Here is an 18,740-nt window from a genome sequence, read left to right as displayed (position 1 = left end):
GTTACAAGTCGATCGATTGTACATGTTTTTGGTGGCAATTCATTTTGTGCTTCATAGTTATTCATTAAAAAAACTCCCTTCATTTCTTGTCTCTTATTTAATGTATCACACTTCCAATAACAAACTTCACTTGAATTTATTAGTTTGAAATTCCCTCTAAATTTCCTCTTTTTTAATTGCGTATTTCGATAAAATCCATTATGGTAAGTAAGTTTTTAATATAAACTGAGTATAAGTAAATTATTTGATAAAATGATAAGTAAGATAAAGTAATCATTAAGATTTTTAGAAAGAGGTTTTTATGAAGTTTAATAAGGCGTTATCTCTTATTAGTTTTGTTACTGTTATAATCTTTTCAATTATCCCTCATGTTGGAATTAAAGTTGTTGACGAGATTTTTAGATCATATTATTTTGGCTTTCCAGCTCGTTGGTTAGGCTATCATAGAAATGGTCAGTTTAGTTTTCAAGTATTTAATCTAGTATTTAACTTTTTAATCTTTTACTTTTTATTTTGGATAATAAGTAAATTCCTAAAAAGAATTTTAAGAGTTCAAATTTAATTAGTGTCTCTTTTATTTTCGATAAAGTGTTTTATAGTAACTAAACGTTTATAAGATATACAGTTATAAAATAGAAAAACCTATTGGTTCATCCGGCACCAATAGGTTTTTCTATTTAAAACAACAAGGATTTTAAAGTATTGGATAGATGCCTCACGGCGTCTTGAGTAGTTAGTTTGTTCCGGATGTGAAAATTTATTCATTCTTGGCTAATTTACATTTTAATTTTATAAATAGACATACTAATTGTATCCAATTTATTTAGTAATCGAAGGTGGAAGTCTAATAATGATGTATGTCTTTGTGTGCTTTTTAGTTTTTAATTTACTAGCATTTTTCGCACCTAAAAAATTAGTCCCTATTGAAATATATGCTACATGTATTTTTGCCTACGCTTATGGGGTAACAACAGATTTAGTGTTAGACCTGCATTACAATTTGTATGGTTATCTTCAAAAAGGGTTTCAGTGGTTATCGCTTTTAGCAGTTATTATGTATTTTCCCTCTATCAGTTTTTTGTTTTTAAATTTTTACCCATTTAACAAAGCTTTAGGAAGAAAAGTACTTTATATTTTAAGTTGGACACTTTTTTCTGTTGTATTCGAATGGTTCGTAGTTAACACGGACTTTTTTTATTATAATGGCTGGAAATTACTATATTCGGCTCTAGTATACCCAATTATTTTTCTTATTCTTGTAAGTAACTTGAAATTGGTGAGAAAAATAATTTCTAGTAAACGATAATTATCCTTCTGAAAACTCGAAAAAAATTCAAAAAAATTATCTGTTAAGTTATTTTATTAGGTTCTTTTTGTTGGGTTCCCTATAGTAACTAAAAATATATATGATATACATTAAAAAATCAGAAGCAGCTACCTCTTCATGAGATAGTTACTTCTGATTCTGAATAGCAGTTAATTCATCTTATTCCTTGCATTAAGAAAATACATCCATACATGTATGACAGTTGTCATACTAGTTACTTGACGTTTGTATGTTTTATTACCAGCTCCTATGTGCTACTATAAATTAATAAAGAAAAGCTGAATATTAAACACGGTAAAGATTTAAGGAGGTCAACATGAGCAAACAAAAAACGACTGAACTAAGAAAAAATGTAGCACCTTTTGAAAAACCCAATACAAAATCGAGTATAAAGCAATTGATAAACACATTCCTTCCGTTTTTCCTACTTTGGTTTCTAGCTTATCAAAGTTTGTCCGTTTCTTATTGGCTAACATTGCCATTAGCTATTGTTACAGCCGGGTTCGTCGTCCGAATCTTTATTATTTTCCATGATTGTTGTCATCAATCATTTTTCAAAAGTCGAAAAGTCAATAATATCCTTGGTACAATTAGTGGGGTTATCACCATGTTTCCATATGAACAGTGGAAACGAAGCCACTCGATTCATCATGCCACGAGTAGCAACTTAGATAAACGGGGAACTGGTGATGTGTGGGTCATGACAGTTGATGAGTATATTGCAGCTTCCTACTGGGGCCGGTTAGCTTACCGAGTTTACCGCAATCCAATTATTATGTTTGGATTAGGCCCCATCTATCTTTTCTTAGTTTCTAACCGATTGAATCGAAAAGATGCGAAACGAAAGGAACGTTTGAACACATATTTAACAAATTTCTCAATTGTTGCAGTGTATGCACTTTTATGTTGGGGTATTGGTTGGCAAGCTTTTCTGCTCGTTCAAGCTCCCATCCTTTTTGTAGCAGGATCACTTGGAATTTGGCTATTTTACGTACAGCATCAATTTGAGGATTCCTACTTTGAAAACGAAAAGGAGTGGGATTACGTGAAGGCTGCGGTTGATGGTAGCTCCTATTACAAGCTTCCTAAAGTTTTACAATGGGTAACAGGTAATATTGGTTTCCATCATGTACATCACTTGGCTCCAAGAGTTCCAAACTATAATTTAGAAAAGGCGCATGAGTCTACGCCACCATTACAGAAAGCAACAACAATTACACTAAGCACAAGCTTGAAGTCCCTGCGTTTTCGACTTTTAGATCAACAAAATAAAAGTTTTGTAAGCTTCAAAGAAATTAAGCATCTACTAGACAATAAAAAATCTCGTATGAATTTGAATAACAAAAGGCCAAATCTAGATAAAAATTGAATATTCACACGATAAAACTATTCATTTCCTAATAAAAAATACCTGGAAGAGTTGAATTATAATCCGAATAAGGGCCACTACATAAAAAGTGTCCCTTATTCGCTATTTGTCTACATTGTGTATAAATCTTAAAACCTTTTATTTAATACACTTTCACTTAAACTATCCTCTTGACGACAGTTAACAACCCATTCGTGAAAATGTATCTTTTCTAACCCTTAAAACTAAATTTATAAGTACTTAAAAAACATCGGATTAGAAAAAAACGATGTTTTTAGCACTTTAAACTCAGAAACTGATACTAATTTAACTTTTCCTAATGAATCTTGTTCCTTAATTTCACAAGTACCATTGTTATATAACCACAAAGCAGTATAATTTTTGCTTTAAATATGACATTACAATCAACCTTCACTAATTATCCTTAACCCTCCTTAATACTTGCTAATTTTCGACATAAAAAGAGGGATCCCTTTAGAATAACTCCCAGAGAGTATTGCACATGAATATCTCCTATCGATCGTTTGATCACTAATTATCTCTTTACATTGAAGAATATTTTTATTTACCCAGGGTATTTTACGCTCTTAAAATCTACGTATATTTCAAAAAGTCCATAAAAATAATATAATCACTTTTTATAATTACAGATATAACTATTTATAATGTAAACGTTTTCTTTTATAATGAAATCAGGTGGATAGCATGCGTGGCTATCGTTTTATTTGGCGCAGGTGGAGCCCATACAAAAAGAAAGAATGAACTTTTTTTAACTTTGTGTTGTGTTACATACAACTTCGTACATACAAGTTAATACAATCAATAAGTACATTATTAATTTGGATGTATAAGAGATTACTAGATAGGTAATGATAGAAGTAAGAAACATAAATAAAGGAGGAAAAGATGTTGAAAGAATATAAACAGGTGTTTTCTAATTTTATTGATGAAGACCGATTCGAACTACATTCATACCTTACTTATTTATTCAATCAATCTCAGGATAACGATGTAATTCAGTTAGAAGATTAACATATAACATGATAAATGTACACATATTGTAAAGTGGAAGGGTAAATATATGAATGAAAAATAGGATAAGCGACCGTACTGTTCGAATTAGGATAGATAAGTCGCTTTTTATTGTTCTCATGTAAAGTCTTCCTGTTAGTGGGTTAATTCTATTACAGAGGGTATTCTATGAGATACTTCGAAGCTGTTTAGTTAATCGTAAGAGGGTTTCTTTATCTTTATTTTTTGAAGCTTGTTCCATTTGCACTAAAATTTCTGTTTTTTTAACGTCACGTAGATTTTTCATTGATAAAAGTTGATTAAATGTAGCATTCATGTCTTTTATCTCTCCTATCTTTGTGCAACCGTTTTTCTTTGTATTCCACACCCATCATTCTTTTTCCTTTAAAAGCTTTCTATATATAATAAGCAGAAACTCAGTCAAAAAAGACTGAGTTTCTGCTTATTATATGCCATTTACACCACTTTCTACCATAGCATGTTCCCAGCTAGGGAAAAAATAAAGTGCATTTTTCATTAGTTTTGGATGTGTTTGCTTTACTTTTTTCTTTTTTAGAGATTGTCCATTTGTTCCTAAGTACTGGATTTGGGCTTTGACTTCTTCGACCGTCATATCGGCTTGCATAAGATCACTCCCTTTATCAAGTTGACCCTATTATTCCCTTCTTTTAGATAAGTAAAACATATACTTCTAGAATTAGCTTATATTTATTTATATTTAATACAAATTATGAAGAATAACTACAACAAAGACTGCCGATTATGTATAAGCCTTCTACCAAGGATTCTTTCTCCGGAGTATGCAGCTTTTTATACATATGCTTGTCTCAGAAAATAGTCTTTATGAAGAAAAAATATATGTTATTATTTAACTCCATTTATAGACTCCTTTAAAAAGTTACCATTTCAAATGCTTTTAGAATAAGGGTGTTTTTTTTATTTAACTACTAAAGAAACTTCCACTCTTTCTTTTTCTCTTATAATGATGATGTCCATAACTTCCATGATGATCACGGCCTTTTCTATAATCGTCACTACTGCTATAACTCTTAAAAGGTTTTGATTTTCCTCTCTTGTAATCACTACTACTGTAATGCTTATGTTTATTATTCATTAGTGAATCAAACAGTTTCTTGAACATGATTTAACCACTCCTCATAATTAGTTTAAATCTATAAAAAACAAAAAGCGCTTTTATCTTTTTAGTAGATAAAAGCGCTTGATGTATAAACACAGACTTTACCTAACTAAAAATGTAGGCAAAGGTCTTGCTAACAATTAAGATTGCCAACAAAGCCGAAACAAAATGTTTCGTAGTGACGACTTTTGTTGTACAGCTACTCCCCTTTGGAGTATTAAGTTTGTTCAATGTTAGCGTAAATCGATTCTACAAGTCAATTAATAACTAATAGCGTCCAAAAAGGAACATCCTTTTAGACAAATGTACGTCGAAGTATAGGCTAAATTATAATGGACTTTCTGTAGTTTAGAAAAGTAATACCTAAGTACTTTATAGCTTTATAAAGAGAAATTTATATTTATTTCTCCATGTGAAAATATGATATATTATATACATACCGATAATACGCCATACTATAACTAATTTAGGTAATCATAAATAAAAGCACTACTAATCCATAAATATAAATATCATCAAAGGCGTTAGTACAGACCACTAACGTCCTTTTTACTGTCTTCTTCACTTTAAGATTTCTACACGCACTGGAGGGAGATAACATTGAGTAAAAATCAAAAGCTATGGACAACGGAGGAAGATTTATTCCTTAAAAAACAATATGGACAGATGACGTTCCAAAGAATGGGTGAACACTTAAATCGTAGCAAAGAATCTGTTAATAAACGGATTGTACGATTAAACCTTCGAAATGAAGAGAATTGCTTACATAAAAAATGGACAACGGAACAAGATACTTTCTTAAAAGAAAACATTAATATCATGAATAACCGGGAAATAGGAAATCATTTAGGTAAGACACCTTCTTCTATTGCTACTCGTATTAAAATATTAAAACTAACACGACGAGAAACACTGCGGAGATGGACGAATCAAGAGGATGAATACCTATTAAAGTATTATGGATCCAAATCTCTTAAACACATATCTAAACGACTGCAGCGAAGTATACCAGCATTAGAGTCTAGATTAAATCGCTTAGGCGTATATGGAGTAAGAGCTTATACAGGAAGTATTACAGTATATGAACTAGCAAGTTTTCTTCAAATTGATGTTCATACTATCTATAAATGGATTCAAAAAAAGAAATTTCCTCATAAAATCACGAGGGCAAAAACACGAAAATTTGTAGGAATTGAAGTATCAGCCTTTTGGAAATGGGCTGAGCAAAATAAAAAGCTCCTTAATTTTTCTAAAATACCTACAAATACTCTTTTGCCAGAGCCGGATTGGGTAAGGAAACAACGGAAATATGATTATTATAATCGTCCGAAATATGAAAAGAAACAGTGGACTGAAGAAGAAGATGCCCGTCTATGGTATATGTTCTACGAGGAAGGTCGTACTCAACAAGAAATCGGTCAACTTATAGGACGATCAAGGTATGGGGTTCAACGAAGGTTAAACCGATTGCGAAAAAAGAAATTGACCACTTAATGGCTGTATCCTGTACTTATTTTAAGCAATAGATCTATTCACTCGATATTAAAATAAATCTTTTTTAAAAAAAGCACAGACCACTATATATGGTTTGTACTTTGGGCTAAGGAATAACACTAAAAGAAAGATTGTCTAATAACAGATTAACAATTTAACGCTTTAAAGTAAAACGTTAAATTGTTCCATATTATATCCCTCGTTATTTAAGTAAATAGTAAATTATTTCATAAAAAATATAAGTGTTAATACCTGCTCTTACTGACGAATACAGAGCATAAGATCGTATACCTTGCTTTAAACAGATTAATGAGTGAGTTAATCTCCAGACATTAAATATCTTTATTTGAAAATGCATTCAAAAAACAAAAAAACCTATCTCTTCCCAGTCAAAAGAGGTAGGTTTTTTCTGTTGCAGAATTTAGTTGTATACGTCAATGTTTGGCGACATCTTGTGTAGTTTGCTCAATTTACTGTTTATTATTTATTCTATAATTACCAAAAAAAAAGAAACAAACTTAAAAAAGAATGTTTCTTGAAAATTCAATCCAGCTTAATACTCTACCCTTATCATAGAAATCAAAACATATTTTATAAAAAATGTTTTGGTGCTTATAATGAACAGGATCACAACTAAAGATTTATATGAAATAAATCTTTAAAATAGAAAGAATTCATGTGAGGAAAAAATTTGCTTTTTTCTACATTAAATCTTAATTAATTATATAAAAAGACTTATGTTGCAGGACATTAAAAGAAATATGTTGAATAAATAGTATCGATTTCTAATATATTGTTGTTGAATGTTAGAATTTAATTAATTCCGATTAGGAAGGTTGGAGGAATTGTGGGTGTTAAAAGAAGAAGATGGTGGGCTTGATCAGGAGTGGATAAGTCTTATGAAGGAAGCTTATCAATTAGGCCTCTCTTTTGTGGAAGTAAAAGAATTTATATATTCAAACCAAAAGGAAGTTCTTTCTAAATAATTCAGGCTCTTTTTGCTTCTTATAATCTGATTATGTAAACTTTAAAAATGATTTATTACTCAGTGACTTCTTTTTCCACAGTACTTATTATTCTATACAAAGCTAAAGAGGTAGCCTCCACATCTGGAAAATATTCAATATGACCCGTTTCAATATTCTTTACTTGAAAATTCTTTAGTTCCTTAGAATAACTGAGAGAAAAGGTATTATTTTTACTACAAATGGTATGAGTAATTTCACTGTCTTCATACTGTAATAAAGTTTCTAACATTTCTTTAATTTTAATTATTGTCATTTATCATCAACCCATTTCTCGCAATTTAAAGTTTAATCTATTTTACCATAGGGTATATATATAAGTTATTAGCTCCAAATAATTGAAATAAATATTTTAAAAATGAAATAAATTTGTAAAAAAGTGTAATTTCACCTTAAGGTTAGAAACTATATAACAAATGTATCATGGTTGGGAACCACGGATATATATGATATAAAAGATGTACTTGAAATATATATTTAAATGTGGGAAATAAAGGATATTATTTAAAAACATATTTAGTATGGGTAGTATAGGGCATAAAAATAAATAATAATTCATTTGGCGATATTTATTAATTAAGGATAATAATAATCAATAAACAATAAGGGGTGTATTCAAAATGGAGATTATTTATAATCCGAGGGAGAAAATGACGGATTTTATTAAAGATAACAAACAAAATTTCCAGGACAAACTCTTATCAGAGGCGGTTAACGTAGCCTCTAATATTAATGATATTTTAGAAACAGGAAATATTGATCTTTTAAAAAATGCTCAAAAGTTATCTCTATATGTCGTAGAACAAAAAGAAGATCAACTCATTGCTTTCGCTCAGCAAGAAGGCGTAGCATGGGCGGAGCACGCCTTAACTCTTGCCTTCAAACTAGAATGGGTACAGGCCATTAGGCGAACATTATGGCATTTTCTCTATCAATATGATCGAATAAATAACCATTTTAATGACCTTGAAGAATTCTATGCCTTAGAAAAGCGAATTAATGATAGAATTGATCAATTTCTTAACACTTTTGTTATTAGTTACTCCAAGTATAAAGATGAATTAATTGCCTCCCAAAGGGACTTGGTTGAAAATTTATCGGTACCCATTATACCACTTAGCCAATCTGTAGCTGTACTACCGTTGATCGGAATGATTGACATTAATCGTATCCAAACGATTGAGGAGAAAGTACTGATGGGCATCTCAGATTTAAAGATTCAAACATTAATTATAGACCTGTCTGGAATTGCTAACATGGAGATGTATGTCATTGATCATTTCCAAAAAATATTAACTGGAATTTCAATGATGGGATGTAAGGCTGTTCTTACAGGTTTACGTGCGGACCTGGTGCGGACAATGATTCACTCAGGAATCTCCTTTGAAGAAAAAGCAGAAACAAAAGGGACGTTACAGCAAACATTAAAAGAATATTTAGAACTCCACCAAATGTAGGAGGAATAAGGAAGTTTACTCTACACACAGAAATGAATTTATGAAATTAGAATCATTTTGATGCTTAGAAAATCCATTATTATATAATCTTCTCATGGTTCCTTTAATTCGTTTTATGTTAACTAAGGATGTATACCATATACATCTAAAAAAGAAAAACCCACCTGATTTGTCAGAGGTGGGCTTTTCTTTTAGCTAAATATTAAGGGTGTAATTGCTTGTTACTTACATATCATTTAATATTTTTGTAGATATTTATTATAACCTATCAAATCATTTTGAGAAAGCAGAAAATGAAAACGGTTACTTAACATTAAAACTAAAAGGTATCTTTTCTATTTCATACCGATAAAATCCATTACGTTAAGTAAATAGTAAAGTATTTCGTAAAAATAATTAGTTTCACTATTTACTGTAACTGATGACAAATAGATCATTCATTATAATAGATAAAGACAACAAACTGGTGAGTTTGTTGTCTTTAGATTTCAGTCTATCCTATAATTTTTGTACAGCGTACAATAGCAATTCTTCTACATTCTTTTTGCCTAATTCCTTGGCTTTTTGCTGCAATTCTTGCTTTAAATCACTTGATATCTTTACGCGTACAACTTCCAGATCGCTATCAATATAAATCCCACGGCTGCGTTTATTAATCTTCCCTGAGACAAGAACCGACTCTAATAACTCAACGATTTCTTGTGCTGATTCCGTCAATAATACAGGTTTGATTTCAACGATAAATTGCTCTTTCTCTTCTTGTGGCGTAATTCTCATGTTGGTCGGGCTTAGGTACTGATAGAACAAATCCATGAGCTTATAAAGCTGTGATTTCGCATAGGCTGTTTGCTTAAAGGCAAATGTGGCATAGCCTTCTTTGGTAACAGTTTTTTTTGATTCAATCTCGTAGGCTGCTTCAAAGCCTCGGTGAAGTAACTCCTCTAATGTTATCTCTTCATGTTGTTCTGTAACAGCCATAATTGGATCTTCTACAGAGATGATACGGGCAAACTGCTCTTTTTCTTCATTTTTCTTCACAAAAAGCTGAAATAGCGCAATATTTTGTTCGGCATGATAAAAATGACGCTTACTCGGTTTGCGCCCTACTTCATGCGTGAGCTTAAACGCTTCTAGATCTTCTTCATTCACAAAATAACAATTAATGCCCCGGTATTCTTCTTGAAACGCAGGTAACAGTTCTTGCTTAATATACTTATTCACCGTTGTGACCGAGATATCCAGTTGATGCGCGACTTCTTTTGTCGTAAGTCCTGGCTTTTTTAACTCTTCTTGTAAACGAACAACATCCTCGATATCAAATTCATAACGTCCTTCGATATGCCAGTCATCTTTATTAATAGGGTTTAATTTTCCTTGTTGAATATATGTATAAATGGTTTTCTTTGATGAAATAGTTAACATCTCCATCACATCTTCAATCGTAATAATTTTAACAGGATTATCAATCATGACATACACTCCTATTCTTTTTCTTATATTCAATACTTAATTATATCATATTTATGTATAGTTATAAGTTGAAAGTTTTTTTAACTTATATGTAAATAGTGAAACTAACTTATATAATATTATGTTTTACCATTTACTTCAACTGATGACAAATAGGAGATTTTTCTACAAACTATATAAATATTATGCTATATTTATAAAAAGTAATTTTATACTTTTATTTTTGAATAAGGTACAATTAATAAGTAATTTGTACAATAAATAGATTTATTAAAATACTCAATTATAAAAGAAATTGATATTTAATTAAGATCTCTAGTAATTTTAAAGTTGATGTCAAAATTATTATTATGTTTTAAAAGTTATTTATCATCTACATATATATAAATGTAAACTTAATATTACCTATAGGGGAAAATGATTTAACTTAAGGAAGAGTTATAAATAAAAAGACATGATTTATGAGAGGAGAGGTTTTATGCACGATTTCTCTTTAGTACATATAGGAACACAAGTAAGAGAAAGAAAAGGGGATTTCAATAAAATCGTTTCATTGATGCTGGATAGTACGTATTATGATGCATTAGAAGAAAGAAATGATTATCACCAGCGAAAAAATGAAGATATGTTCAGCGATTTTACAGATGAAGAAATGATGTACTACTACGTTCATCAACGAAAGCATATTCGGAAGGATCGAGAACGAAAAGAAAACACAAAGACGGAATACGTACGAATTTTGTTGCAGTTTTATCAGTATGCGGTACAAAGTGAGTCATTCTTGCGCCAAGATGTTGACTATTATATAGAAGAAACGATTTTTAAAAACCTACGTCCTTGGCATATACGTAACTACCAGGCCTATCTAAGTACCGCATTATTGGGTAAGGGGGGGAAACCTTATTCACCCGCAACTTTAGATGCCAAAATGACAATTTTAAAGAGTTTTATGAAATGGCTACATGAAGCAAAGTATATTCAGCAACCATTACATAAGGAAATTTTGAGTACATCATTGTCTGAACAAGAAATCCCAAACCGAGATTTATATTACCATGAAGTTAAACAGTTATTGGACTATTACAAAGACCATCCTATTAACCATGGTTTGTTAACGATGTTGGCGATGACAGGATTGCGTGTACAAGAAATAGCTAAAGCTTCGTGGGGAGATGTATATCTAGACAGTTTAAGTGGCCATTACCGGTTAAGAGGAGTAGGTAAGGGTGGAAAGAACTTTGACAAGTTACTTCATCCATCTTTATATGAGCGCATCCTTGCTTTTCGAGAACGACGACACGTCAGCACAGCATTAAATTCAAGTGATCAAGGGCCACTATTCCCAACCAAAGATGGAGGATATTATCAATATAAAAATTTAAGTAATTATATTGTACGTATTATTGAACGAACAGAGTTACCTTTTGTAAAAGAACGGACTGACAGGATTACACCTCATTACTTTCGTCATTTTTATGCGATTTATAGTAGGCAGCAGGGAGCAGATATTTTTTTAATCCAGAAAGAACTAGGGCATAGTGATCGTAAGACAACTGAGCGCTATTTGGAAAAGGTTTTGCAACGAGAGCAAGAAATTGGACTCATGTGGAAGGAGCAAGATTTCTAATTAAAATACATGTGAAAGTCTCTTCATTTAAGTATGCTCATTCTCTGTAATTACACGTTCTGTAATGTTCTTATATATGTTAACCTAATCCGGTTATCCATTAGATCCGGTGGATGTTTCTACATTCGGCCCTATTACTACTGGCTTGTCTACAATTTCATAAGAATTATAAAAAGGAGGGACTTAAATGCAATTTGATGTATCTGAATTAGTTGAAGCAAAACGTCAAATTGATTCAACTTTACACAAACTTAAACAGACAGTAAAGACTTTTGAAGCTAAAGAAAATTCTAATAGATATAAATCTCAAATTACCTTAGCTAAAAGACGGATACAAGCATTTGAAATTTCAGTATCTCTTATTGAAAGAGAAATAAATGACGCTGATAAAAAAAGCTAGTTATGAGCTTTTACAAAGTTCATATTTATCGTCATCTAGAGTAATTTGTAAAACTATTATTTTTTATAAGTAGTTGTATTCATTTATCGGATGGGAGAGGATATTTAATGCTAAGCAAAACAGATGAACGGTTTACGACCGCGATTAATTATTCGTACAAAATTTATAACAGTGAGGTGAAAGTATGAAAGAAAACAATATAAAGAACCCAAAAAACGAAATTATAAAAAAGCATGAGAAATTATTTGTGAAAAAATTAGACCTTGAGAGTGAAGCAAATCGCTTAATGTTAGAAATTAATTTATTAGATGCACGGCATACTCTTGATAAAGTAAATCAGTTAAATCGACAGATAGACGATATAATCTCTGAAATGGATTATTTGAAACAGGCGCTTGAAGCTATTAAGTAAGTCTATATCAAAGTATGCTAAATTCTACTATCGTAATCGATTTTAAAAGGAATTTAACTTGTTTTTCCTAATAGATTATCAGGAAAAACAAGTGTCTGTTTATTTGAAATAAAGTTTGATCGATTATATAAAAAATAAGGCAAGGACTTAACCAATACAACGCTAAGTTAAGGAAAGTAAAGCGTGCCATAAGTGCCTCTTTTTCTTAAAACAAATTGGTTCCTATAATCTATCTTATGTAAACTAGAAAAAGAAATAAGGCAAACCCTACTCATTTCTGAGTTAGGTTTGTAATTTTTATTTATACATGTAACTGCTGATTAACCAATCTCTTTACTCTCTCATAAGCTTTGACCTCACCTTGGTAAAAACAAGCACTGTTCCAGTCTTCTCTTTTCTCCGCATCCTTTCTCCACGCATCAGATTGTTCTAGTAACTTATCAATGTATTCAATAAATTTCTTTCGCTCCATTCAATCACCTTCTTTTATCAAATTTGGAAATATTTTTAAGTTATTTGATAAGTAATATTTCTAGAATTTAGTGAGAATACCTGTTGAAATTTGATATAATCTCCAGGACTTTTAGGAATAAAAGAAATGACCTCCAGTAATGAAAGTCATTTCTTTTATTCTATTACCTGTTTATGCTCATTTTGATGGGTTATTTTAATTCTTTTTGATTTTAAAAACATTACTTATGTTAATTTAAAGAAAAATAAAAAAAGCTGCCAATACAGCTAGGCAGCCCTTCCTTAAATATCCCTAATTATTCTCTTTGCTATAAACCATAGAGGAGATATACTTATTTCTTTTGCTTGTTTGTTGATTTCTCATTATTCTTCCCTTTTTCAGAAGTAGTAATATCCGTATCTTCAACATGACTTTCTGGTTTCTGATTGTTTACTGAGGCTGTGACCTCTTCAATCTCTTTGATAACAGGAGAAGTTGTCACTTTAAGTTGAGCTTCTTGTTTCTTATCGGCTGAAAGTTTAACTTTTTCCTCCTTTGAAGCATCAGAAGCAATTGCAGCTGCAACTTCTTGGTAACTTTGATCTACGTGATTATCCATGTTTTGATAGATTTCAGAGTCAGCAAGTTCAGGAATCGCGGGGAGTTCTGACTTTTCAATTTTTGCTTCTTCCTTTAGAACAGTATCCTTCATCTCTTTAATCTCTTGAATTTTACGCTTACCAATGATGACTTCTTCCACAACTACAGGCCTCTTGGTTACTTCAACTCGCTCCTCCATAATAGGAATACGAATGATCTCGTTCTCTGTCAATGGGCTACCATCATACTGACCGTCTATGACCGGGCGGCGTTCTACGTAGACTTCCTCACGCATAACTGGAACCTGGATAGTTCGTAGTTCTTCTACAATTTCCTTACGAAGTTGTATTTCCCCAGTCTGAACTCGCTCTTTCCTTACATTAAGTTGCTCTTCACGAAGTAGCACTGACCTATGCCCCTTTGTCTCGTATGGAGACTCCCTAACCGTAGTATATGAAGGAATTGTTTGAGTTTCATCCACATCAATTAGGACAAGGATTTTCCCTTCCTTTACATCCATTTCACACTGTTTTGCAGTAAAGTTTTGAATCCCCATTCTAACAAGTTTTGAAGTTAGGCCACCAGCTTGGGTAGTAGAAATCATTCCACCTGTCATCATGGTAAGAAAGCTGTCCATCATCACACCTGCCAACGAACTTACAGCTGGTGTTCCAGCTTCTATCATTACATTCGTCTCAGTCCCTAACTGTAAAGTATTATTGCTATCCTTTGCTACTACTAATATGTCTGTTTCACGATAACCCTGATGTTTTAACCCCTTAATTGCATGTATCGCTTCTTGCTCCGAATAAAAAGTCCCTGCAACTCGTTTTCTTGTTCCCATTTTCCCATCCCCTTAAATTTTAATTAAACGAAAACTTCTTTTCACATTTAATTCCATCCTTATTGTGTATATCATGTACCCAGTGGGTTTCTATTTAAAACTTAATACGGATGACTATGTAAATGACCCCTAAATTATAAAATGTAGAAAGATGAAGTAGAGGCAATATCCATATTCGGGAAAACTTTAGAGTTTTTATTGAAAAAGAACGTTTGTTCGTATATAATATAAAAAAGGAAAAACCTCATATTTTTCCTTAATTGAAACATATAGGATATTTAATACAGAGATAATTTACAATTAGTTTTCATGGGGGAGAAAAAGCGATGAATTCTACATACCATCATTTAAAAGATACAAAAAAAGAAGAAGGGCAAAAAGAATTACTTGAGAGAAACCTAGAAGCTCATAGAAGTAGAAGATGGGTAACCAACTCTATTTACGCTATGTCACTACTTGGAGTCGTACTTTGTTTCTATTTTCATGTACCAAAGGCTGCAATTATTACTCTAATCCTATTTTTAATATGTGCAACTAGCGAAATACTGTATAGAGCGTTAGATAAAAAGATAGAATTACGGTTAAAACGGATTAAACAGGAGAAAAGAAAGATCATATTTAAAGGAAATAAATCCTAACAGCTTTTCTATAAATTCCTTTCTGCTATACAGATTTGAAATTATTTTTCACATGTGAACGAAGAAGAAAGAGTTAGCTTCATTATAGAATGAAGTAAAAAAGCAGTCCTTTAACTATTCAAAGACTGCTTTCTTACTATATAGAAGAGAAAGAGTAGCAAAAAATCATCCTTGATAAAGTTTACGACTATGCTGAATTTCCGAATAAAGTTAGTGTCCAATGCGATAACTGCAGTTCCTCTTACTTCAAAAGTTCTATAAAAGGTGGCATTTTTCTACGTGAATGTCGAGAGTGTGGCATGAAGAAAAGCATTTAGGTGGTATTTAGACTATAAAAAATAGCATGGTTTGAAGGGTAGTTGGTATATTTTTATGTGTATATAGAAAATAAGCCACCCAAGGATATCCAAAGTAGGTGGCTTATACGATAAACTTAATATGGAGCACGCTTTAAAAATTAATTTCTGTCAAAAAGAGAGCTGCCAGATATACCTGGGTTCGTCATTTCATAGGGATTTAAAATTAACTCAAGCTCCTCCTCAGTCAATACGTCATATTGCAAACATAGTTCTCGTACCGACTTTCCATTTAAAATAGCCTCTCTAGCAATTCGTGCTGCTACTTCATATCCGATATGTGGATTTACGGCTGTAATAATCCCTACACTTTTTTCTACATACTCTTTTAAACGTCCCTCATTTGCTTCAATGCCTCTTAGACAATGGTCTGTGAAGACGTGGAATGCGTTATTCATAATACTGATTGACTGAAGCAAGTTAAATACAAGAACAGGCTCCATCACATTTAGTTCAAGTTGACCTGCTTCCGATGCCAGGCAAATTGTATGATCATTACCTATAACTTGAAAAGCTACTTGATTAATCATTTCAGGCATGACAGGATTGACCTTTCCAGGCATAATAGATGAACCAGGTTGACGAGATGGTAGTATAAGTTCAGCTAATCCTGCACGAGGACCAGACGCCATTAATCGGATATCATTTGCAATTTTAGACATATTAATCATGCACACTTTTAAGCTAGCAGAGACTTCTGTATAAGCATCTGTATTTTGAGTCGCGTCTACAAGATGATTGGCCTTCTTAAGTGGTAAACCACTGATATTTGCTAGATATCTTACAACATTTTCGATATAACGTGGATCTGCATTTAAACCCGTTCCAACTGCAGTTGCTCCCATATTAACCTCATATAAATGTCCATAGGATTGCTTAATACGTTTCATATCGCGCTCAAGAACACGACTATATGATTCAAATTCTTGACCAAGACGGATTGGAACCGCATCCTGTAGGTGAGTACGTCCCATCTTTATAATAGAATCAAATTGTTCTGCCTTTTTCTGAAATACACTGTGCATATAATTCATTGTTTTCATTAACTTATTTAACAGATTAAGCGTTGCAATATGGATAGCAGTTGGGAATACGTCATTTGTTGACTGTGACATGTTTACATGACTATTAGGGCTTAAATCGGAATAAGAACCTTTCTTATGACCAAGTAACTCTAAAGCTCTATTTGCAATAACCTCATTTGCATTCATATTCATTGAGGTCCCCGCGCCACCCTGTATTGGATCAACAATAAATTGATTATTTCTTTTTCCTTCAATAACCTCGTCTGCTGCTTCAATAATTGCATTACCCAACCCATCATATAACCTTTTTGTTTCCATATTAGCAAGAGCAGCAGCTTTTTTAACAATTCCTAATGCTTTAATGAGTTCCGGGTGAATCTGGTAACCTGTTATTGGAAAATTCTCAACTGCACGTAATGTTTGAATTCCATAATAAGCGCTGACAGGCACTTCTTTCGTTCCTAAGAAATCTTTTTCAATTCTTACATCTTTTTTTTCAATCGTTCCCATATCTGTCATAATATTGATCTCCTTCTTTATAAACAAATAAATTATTTTAAGCTACATCTGATTTTTTAATAGAATCTGTATAATGCTTTGCTTTTTCTTTATCGAATCCGCCTTCCCACTTAGACATCACAATAGCAGCTAATGCGTTACCTACTACGTTGACAGATGTACGAAGCATATCTAAGATGCGATCAATGCCAGCAATGAATGCCATACCTTCTAAAGGTAATCCCATTGAGCCCAATGTTGTTAATACAACAACAAATGATGCTCCTGCAACTCCTGCCATTCCCTTAGAAGTCAACATCAATACAAGTAAAAGTGTAATTTGTTCTATGAAAGATAAATGAATGCCATACATTTGTGCAATAAAAAGGGCAGCAATGGCTTGGTAAATGGATGATCCATCAAGGTTAAAGGTATATCCTGTCGGAATAACAAATGATGTAACAGCTTTCGGACAACCAAAGTTCTCCATTTTAGTCATTAACCTTGGCAATACTGCTTCAGAGCTTGCGGTTGTAAACGCTAAAATTAACTCATCTTTTAAGATTTTTATAAGGACTAAAACATTAGTTCCAGCCATTTTTGCAATAATACCTAATACTACAAAAACAAAGAAAATCATGGTCAGATATATAACGAGTACTAACTTTCCTAAAGGGATTAATGAACCAATTCCAAACTTCGCCACATTCAAACCAATTAAAGCAAATACGCCAAATGGAGCAAATTTCATAACTAAGTTTGTCATCCAAAACATGGATTCTAGTACACCTTCAAAAAAGTTTAAAACTGGTTTGCCTTTTTCTCCAATTGCTGCAACTCCTAGACCAAATAAGACTGAGAAAAAGATAATCGCTAATAAATTTCCTTCAGTCAATGATTGGAATATATTAGTTGGGATGATATGAACGATTTGAGCTGCTACACCTGCACTCTCAGTCGTTTTAGATGTTTCTTCATATTTGGATATATCACCTTTCTCAAGGTTTCCCATATCTATACCAGTACCTGGATGGAATAAATTTGCGGCCAATAAGCCCACTGCTAATGCAATTGTAGTCACAATTTCAAAATAAAGAATGGTTTTTCCACCTAGTCTTCCTAACTTTTTAATATCACCTACACCAGCTATAGATACGATGAGTGCGGATACAACGATAGGAATAACAATCATTTTAATTAGGTGAAGAAAAATATCCCCTAAAGGTTGAAGAATGGCCATCATTGTATTATTTCCATAAAAAATAGCGCCTATAGCAATCCCGAACGCAAGTCCAATAAATATTTGTGTAGCTAATCCTAATTTCTTCATAGTTGTAACCCCTTTCAATTTGCAGTTCATTAAAACACTTAAAGAGAGCCTATGCTTAGGCTAGCGTCTATAAAAAAAGACAATAATTAAAAATAAGTCCAATGTGTAAATATTCTTTAAAATAAATGGTAATCATATAATTTGAAATTAACTCCCCCCTTCCAGTAAAGCGTTTTCAAAATCTTTAATGTAAAATACACTTTTTCGGCTCACCTTATATACCTGAGCATATAGTATCGTTTATAAA

Annotated in this window: 19 protein-coding genes; 10 read left to right on the top strand and 9 right to left on the bottom strand. The window is 32.2% G+C overall.

All coding sequences use genetic code 11. The features are described 5' to 3' along the window. Positions 1-850 precede the first annotated feature (850 nt). Together ACFX4R_RS24095 and desA are read left to right on the top strand one after the other, a co-directional pair. The gene (locus ACFX4R_RS24095) at positions 851-1,306 is read left to right on the top strand and encodes a CBO0543 family protein (RefSeq protein ID WP_377570566.1); all 456 of its coding nucleotides are present in this window, start codon (positions 851-853) and stop codon (positions 1,304-1,306) included. Positions 1,307-1,643: 337 nt separating this feature from the next. Next, positions 1,644-2,696, top strand: a complete 1,053-nt coding sequence (gene desA, locus ACFX4R_RS24090; protein WP_195694646.1) for a Delta(5) desaturase DesA — start codon at positions 1,644-1,646, stop codon at positions 2,694-2,696. A 1,198-nt stretch (positions 2,697-3,894) separates the two neighbouring features. Here the strand turns inward: desA and ACFX4R_RS24085 are convergent. From ACFX4R_RS24085 to ACFX4R_RS24075, 3 genes are all read right to left on the bottom strand, one after another. Beyond that, positions 3,895-4,044: a phosphoesterase gene (locus ACFX4R_RS24085; protein WP_097825524.1), complete on the bottom strand. Its 150-nt coding sequence runs from the start codon at positions 4,042-4,044 to the stop codon at positions 3,895-3,897. Between the two features lie 129 nt (positions 4,045-4,173). Beyond that, complete coding sequence (locus ACFX4R_RS24080; RefSeq protein WP_043978786.1) at positions 4,174-4,353, bottom strand: hypothetical protein; 180 nt, start codon at positions 4,351-4,353, stop codon at positions 4,174-4,176. 315 nt (positions 4,354-4,668) lie between these two features. Beyond that, a complete protein-coding gene (locus ACFX4R_RS24075; RefSeq protein ID WP_025751504.1) occupies positions 4,669-4,869 on the bottom strand; it encodes a hypothetical protein in 201 nt (66 codons plus the stop codon). Positions 4,870-5,466: 597 nt separating this feature from the next. Here ACFX4R_RS24075 and ACFX4R_RS24070 point away from each other — a divergent pair. Both ACFX4R_RS24070 and sinI read left to right on the top strand, forming a co-directional pair. Continuing rightward, positions 5,467-6,360: a MarR family transcriptional regulator gene (locus ACFX4R_RS24070; protein WP_322552746.1), complete on the top strand. Its 894-nt coding sequence runs from the start codon at positions 5,467-5,469 to the stop codon at positions 6,358-6,360. An 851-nt stretch (positions 6,361-7,211) separates the two neighbouring features. Continuing rightward, complete coding sequence (sinI, locus tag ACFX4R_RS24065; RefSeq protein ID WP_116733209.1) at positions 7,212-7,346, top strand: DNA-binding anti-repressor SinI; 135 nt, start codon at positions 7,212-7,214, stop codon at positions 7,344-7,346. 55 nt (positions 7,347-7,401) lie between these two features. Here sinI and ACFX4R_RS24060 read toward each other — a convergent pair whose 3' ends face one another. Beyond that, a complete protein-coding gene (locus ACFX4R_RS24060; protein ID WP_043978780.1) occupies positions 7,402-7,641 on the bottom strand; it encodes a hypothetical protein in 240 nt (79 codons plus the stop codon). Positions 7,642-8,005: 364 nt separating this feature from the next. Between ACFX4R_RS24060 and ACFX4R_RS24055 the strand changes: the two genes are divergently transcribed. Further along, positions 8,006-8,842 carry an STAS domain-containing protein gene (locus ACFX4R_RS24055; protein WP_043978777.1) on the top strand — a complete coding sequence of 279 codons (837 nt, stop codon included), beginning with the start codon at positions 8,006-8,008 and terminating at the stop codon, positions 8,840-8,842. 498 nt (positions 8,843-9,340) lie between these two features. Here ACFX4R_RS24055 and ACFX4R_RS24050 read toward each other — a convergent pair whose 3' ends face one another. Continuing rightward, complete coding sequence (locus ACFX4R_RS24050) at positions 9,341-10,312, bottom strand: helix-turn-helix domain-containing protein (protein ID WP_322552748.1); 972 nt, start codon at positions 10,310-10,312, stop codon at positions 9,341-9,343. A 478-nt stretch (positions 10,313-10,790) separates the two neighbouring features. Here ACFX4R_RS24050 and ACFX4R_RS24045 point away from each other — a divergent pair, with 478 nt between their 5' ends. The 3 genes from ACFX4R_RS24045 to ACFX4R_RS24035 all read left to right on the top strand — a co-directional run bounded on the left by ACFX4R_RS24045 (position 10,791) and on the right by ACFX4R_RS24035 (position 12,751). Beyond that, the gene (locus ACFX4R_RS24045; protein WP_323619453.1) at positions 10,791-11,939 is read left to right on the top strand and encodes a tyrosine-type recombinase/integrase; all 1,149 of its coding nucleotides are present in this window, start codon (positions 10,791-10,793) and stop codon (positions 11,937-11,939) included. Between the two features lie 187 nt (positions 11,940-12,126). After that, a complete protein-coding gene (locus tag ACFX4R_RS24040; protein ID WP_043978770.1) occupies positions 12,127-12,339 on the top strand; it encodes a hypothetical protein in 213 nt (70 codons plus the stop codon). 184 nt (positions 12,340-12,523) lie between these two features. Continuing rightward, positions 12,524-12,751, top strand: coding sequence for a hypothetical protein (locus ACFX4R_RS24035; protein WP_165574758.1), 228 nt, complete (start codon positions 12,524-12,526; stop codon positions 12,749-12,751). Positions 12,752-13,052: 301 nt separating this feature from the next. Here the strand turns inward: ACFX4R_RS24035 and ACFX4R_RS24030 are convergent, their stop codons facing one another. Both ACFX4R_RS24030 and ACFX4R_RS24025 read right to left on the bottom strand, forming a co-directional pair. Beyond that, entirely contained in the window at positions 13,053-13,223 is a 171-nt protein-coding gene (locus ACFX4R_RS24030) for a hypothetical protein (protein ID WP_165574757.1), read from the bottom strand. Between the two features lie 331 nt (positions 13,224-13,554). Beyond that, positions 13,555-14,646 (bottom strand): YsnF/AvaK domain-containing protein, encoded by a 1,092-nt coding sequence (locus ACFX4R_RS24025; RefSeq protein WP_377570560.1) that lies wholly within the window; start codon positions 14,644-14,646, stop codon positions 13,555-13,557. 326 nt (positions 14,647-14,972) lie between these two features. On the opposite strand from ACFX4R_RS24025, the gene ACFX4R_RS24020 reads away from it, so the two are divergent. Together ACFX4R_RS24020 and ACFX4R_RS29440 are read left to right on the top strand one after the other, a co-directional pair. Then, positions 14,973-15,284, top strand: a complete 312-nt coding sequence (locus ACFX4R_RS24020; protein WP_028408938.1) for a hypothetical protein — start codon at positions 14,973-14,975, stop codon at positions 15,282-15,284. 164 nt (positions 15,285-15,448) lie between these two features. Beyond that, entirely contained in the window at positions 15,449-15,601 is a 153-nt protein-coding gene (locus ACFX4R_RS29440; protein WP_473453317.1) for a DUF8096 family protein, read from the top strand. Between the two features lie 140 nt (positions 15,602-15,741). Here ACFX4R_RS29440 and aspA read toward each other — a convergent pair whose 3' ends face one another. Further along, entirely contained in the window at positions 15,742-17,175 is a 1,434-nt protein-coding gene (aspA, locus tag ACFX4R_RS24015; RefSeq protein WP_377570571.1) for an aspartate ammonia-lyase, read from the bottom strand. 46 nt (positions 17,176-17,221) lie between these two features. Then, positions 17,222-18,493 carry a cation:dicarboxylate symporter family transporter gene (locus tag ACFX4R_RS24010; protein ID WP_377570558.1) on the bottom strand — a complete coding sequence of 424 codons (1,272 nt, stop codon included), beginning with the start codon at positions 18,491-18,493 and terminating at the stop codon, positions 17,222-17,224. Between the last annotated feature and the right edge of the window lie 247 nt (positions 18,494-18,740).

This window comes from Priestia sp. YIM B13490 (genome assembly GCF_042787735.1).
Taxonomy (GTDB): domain Bacteria; phylum Bacillota; class Bacilli; order Bacillales; family Bacillaceae_H; genus Priestia; species Priestia megaterium.
The sequence above is the reverse complement of the archived record's forward strand: the minus strand, read 5'-3'. Positions and strand labels throughout refer to the sequence as shown.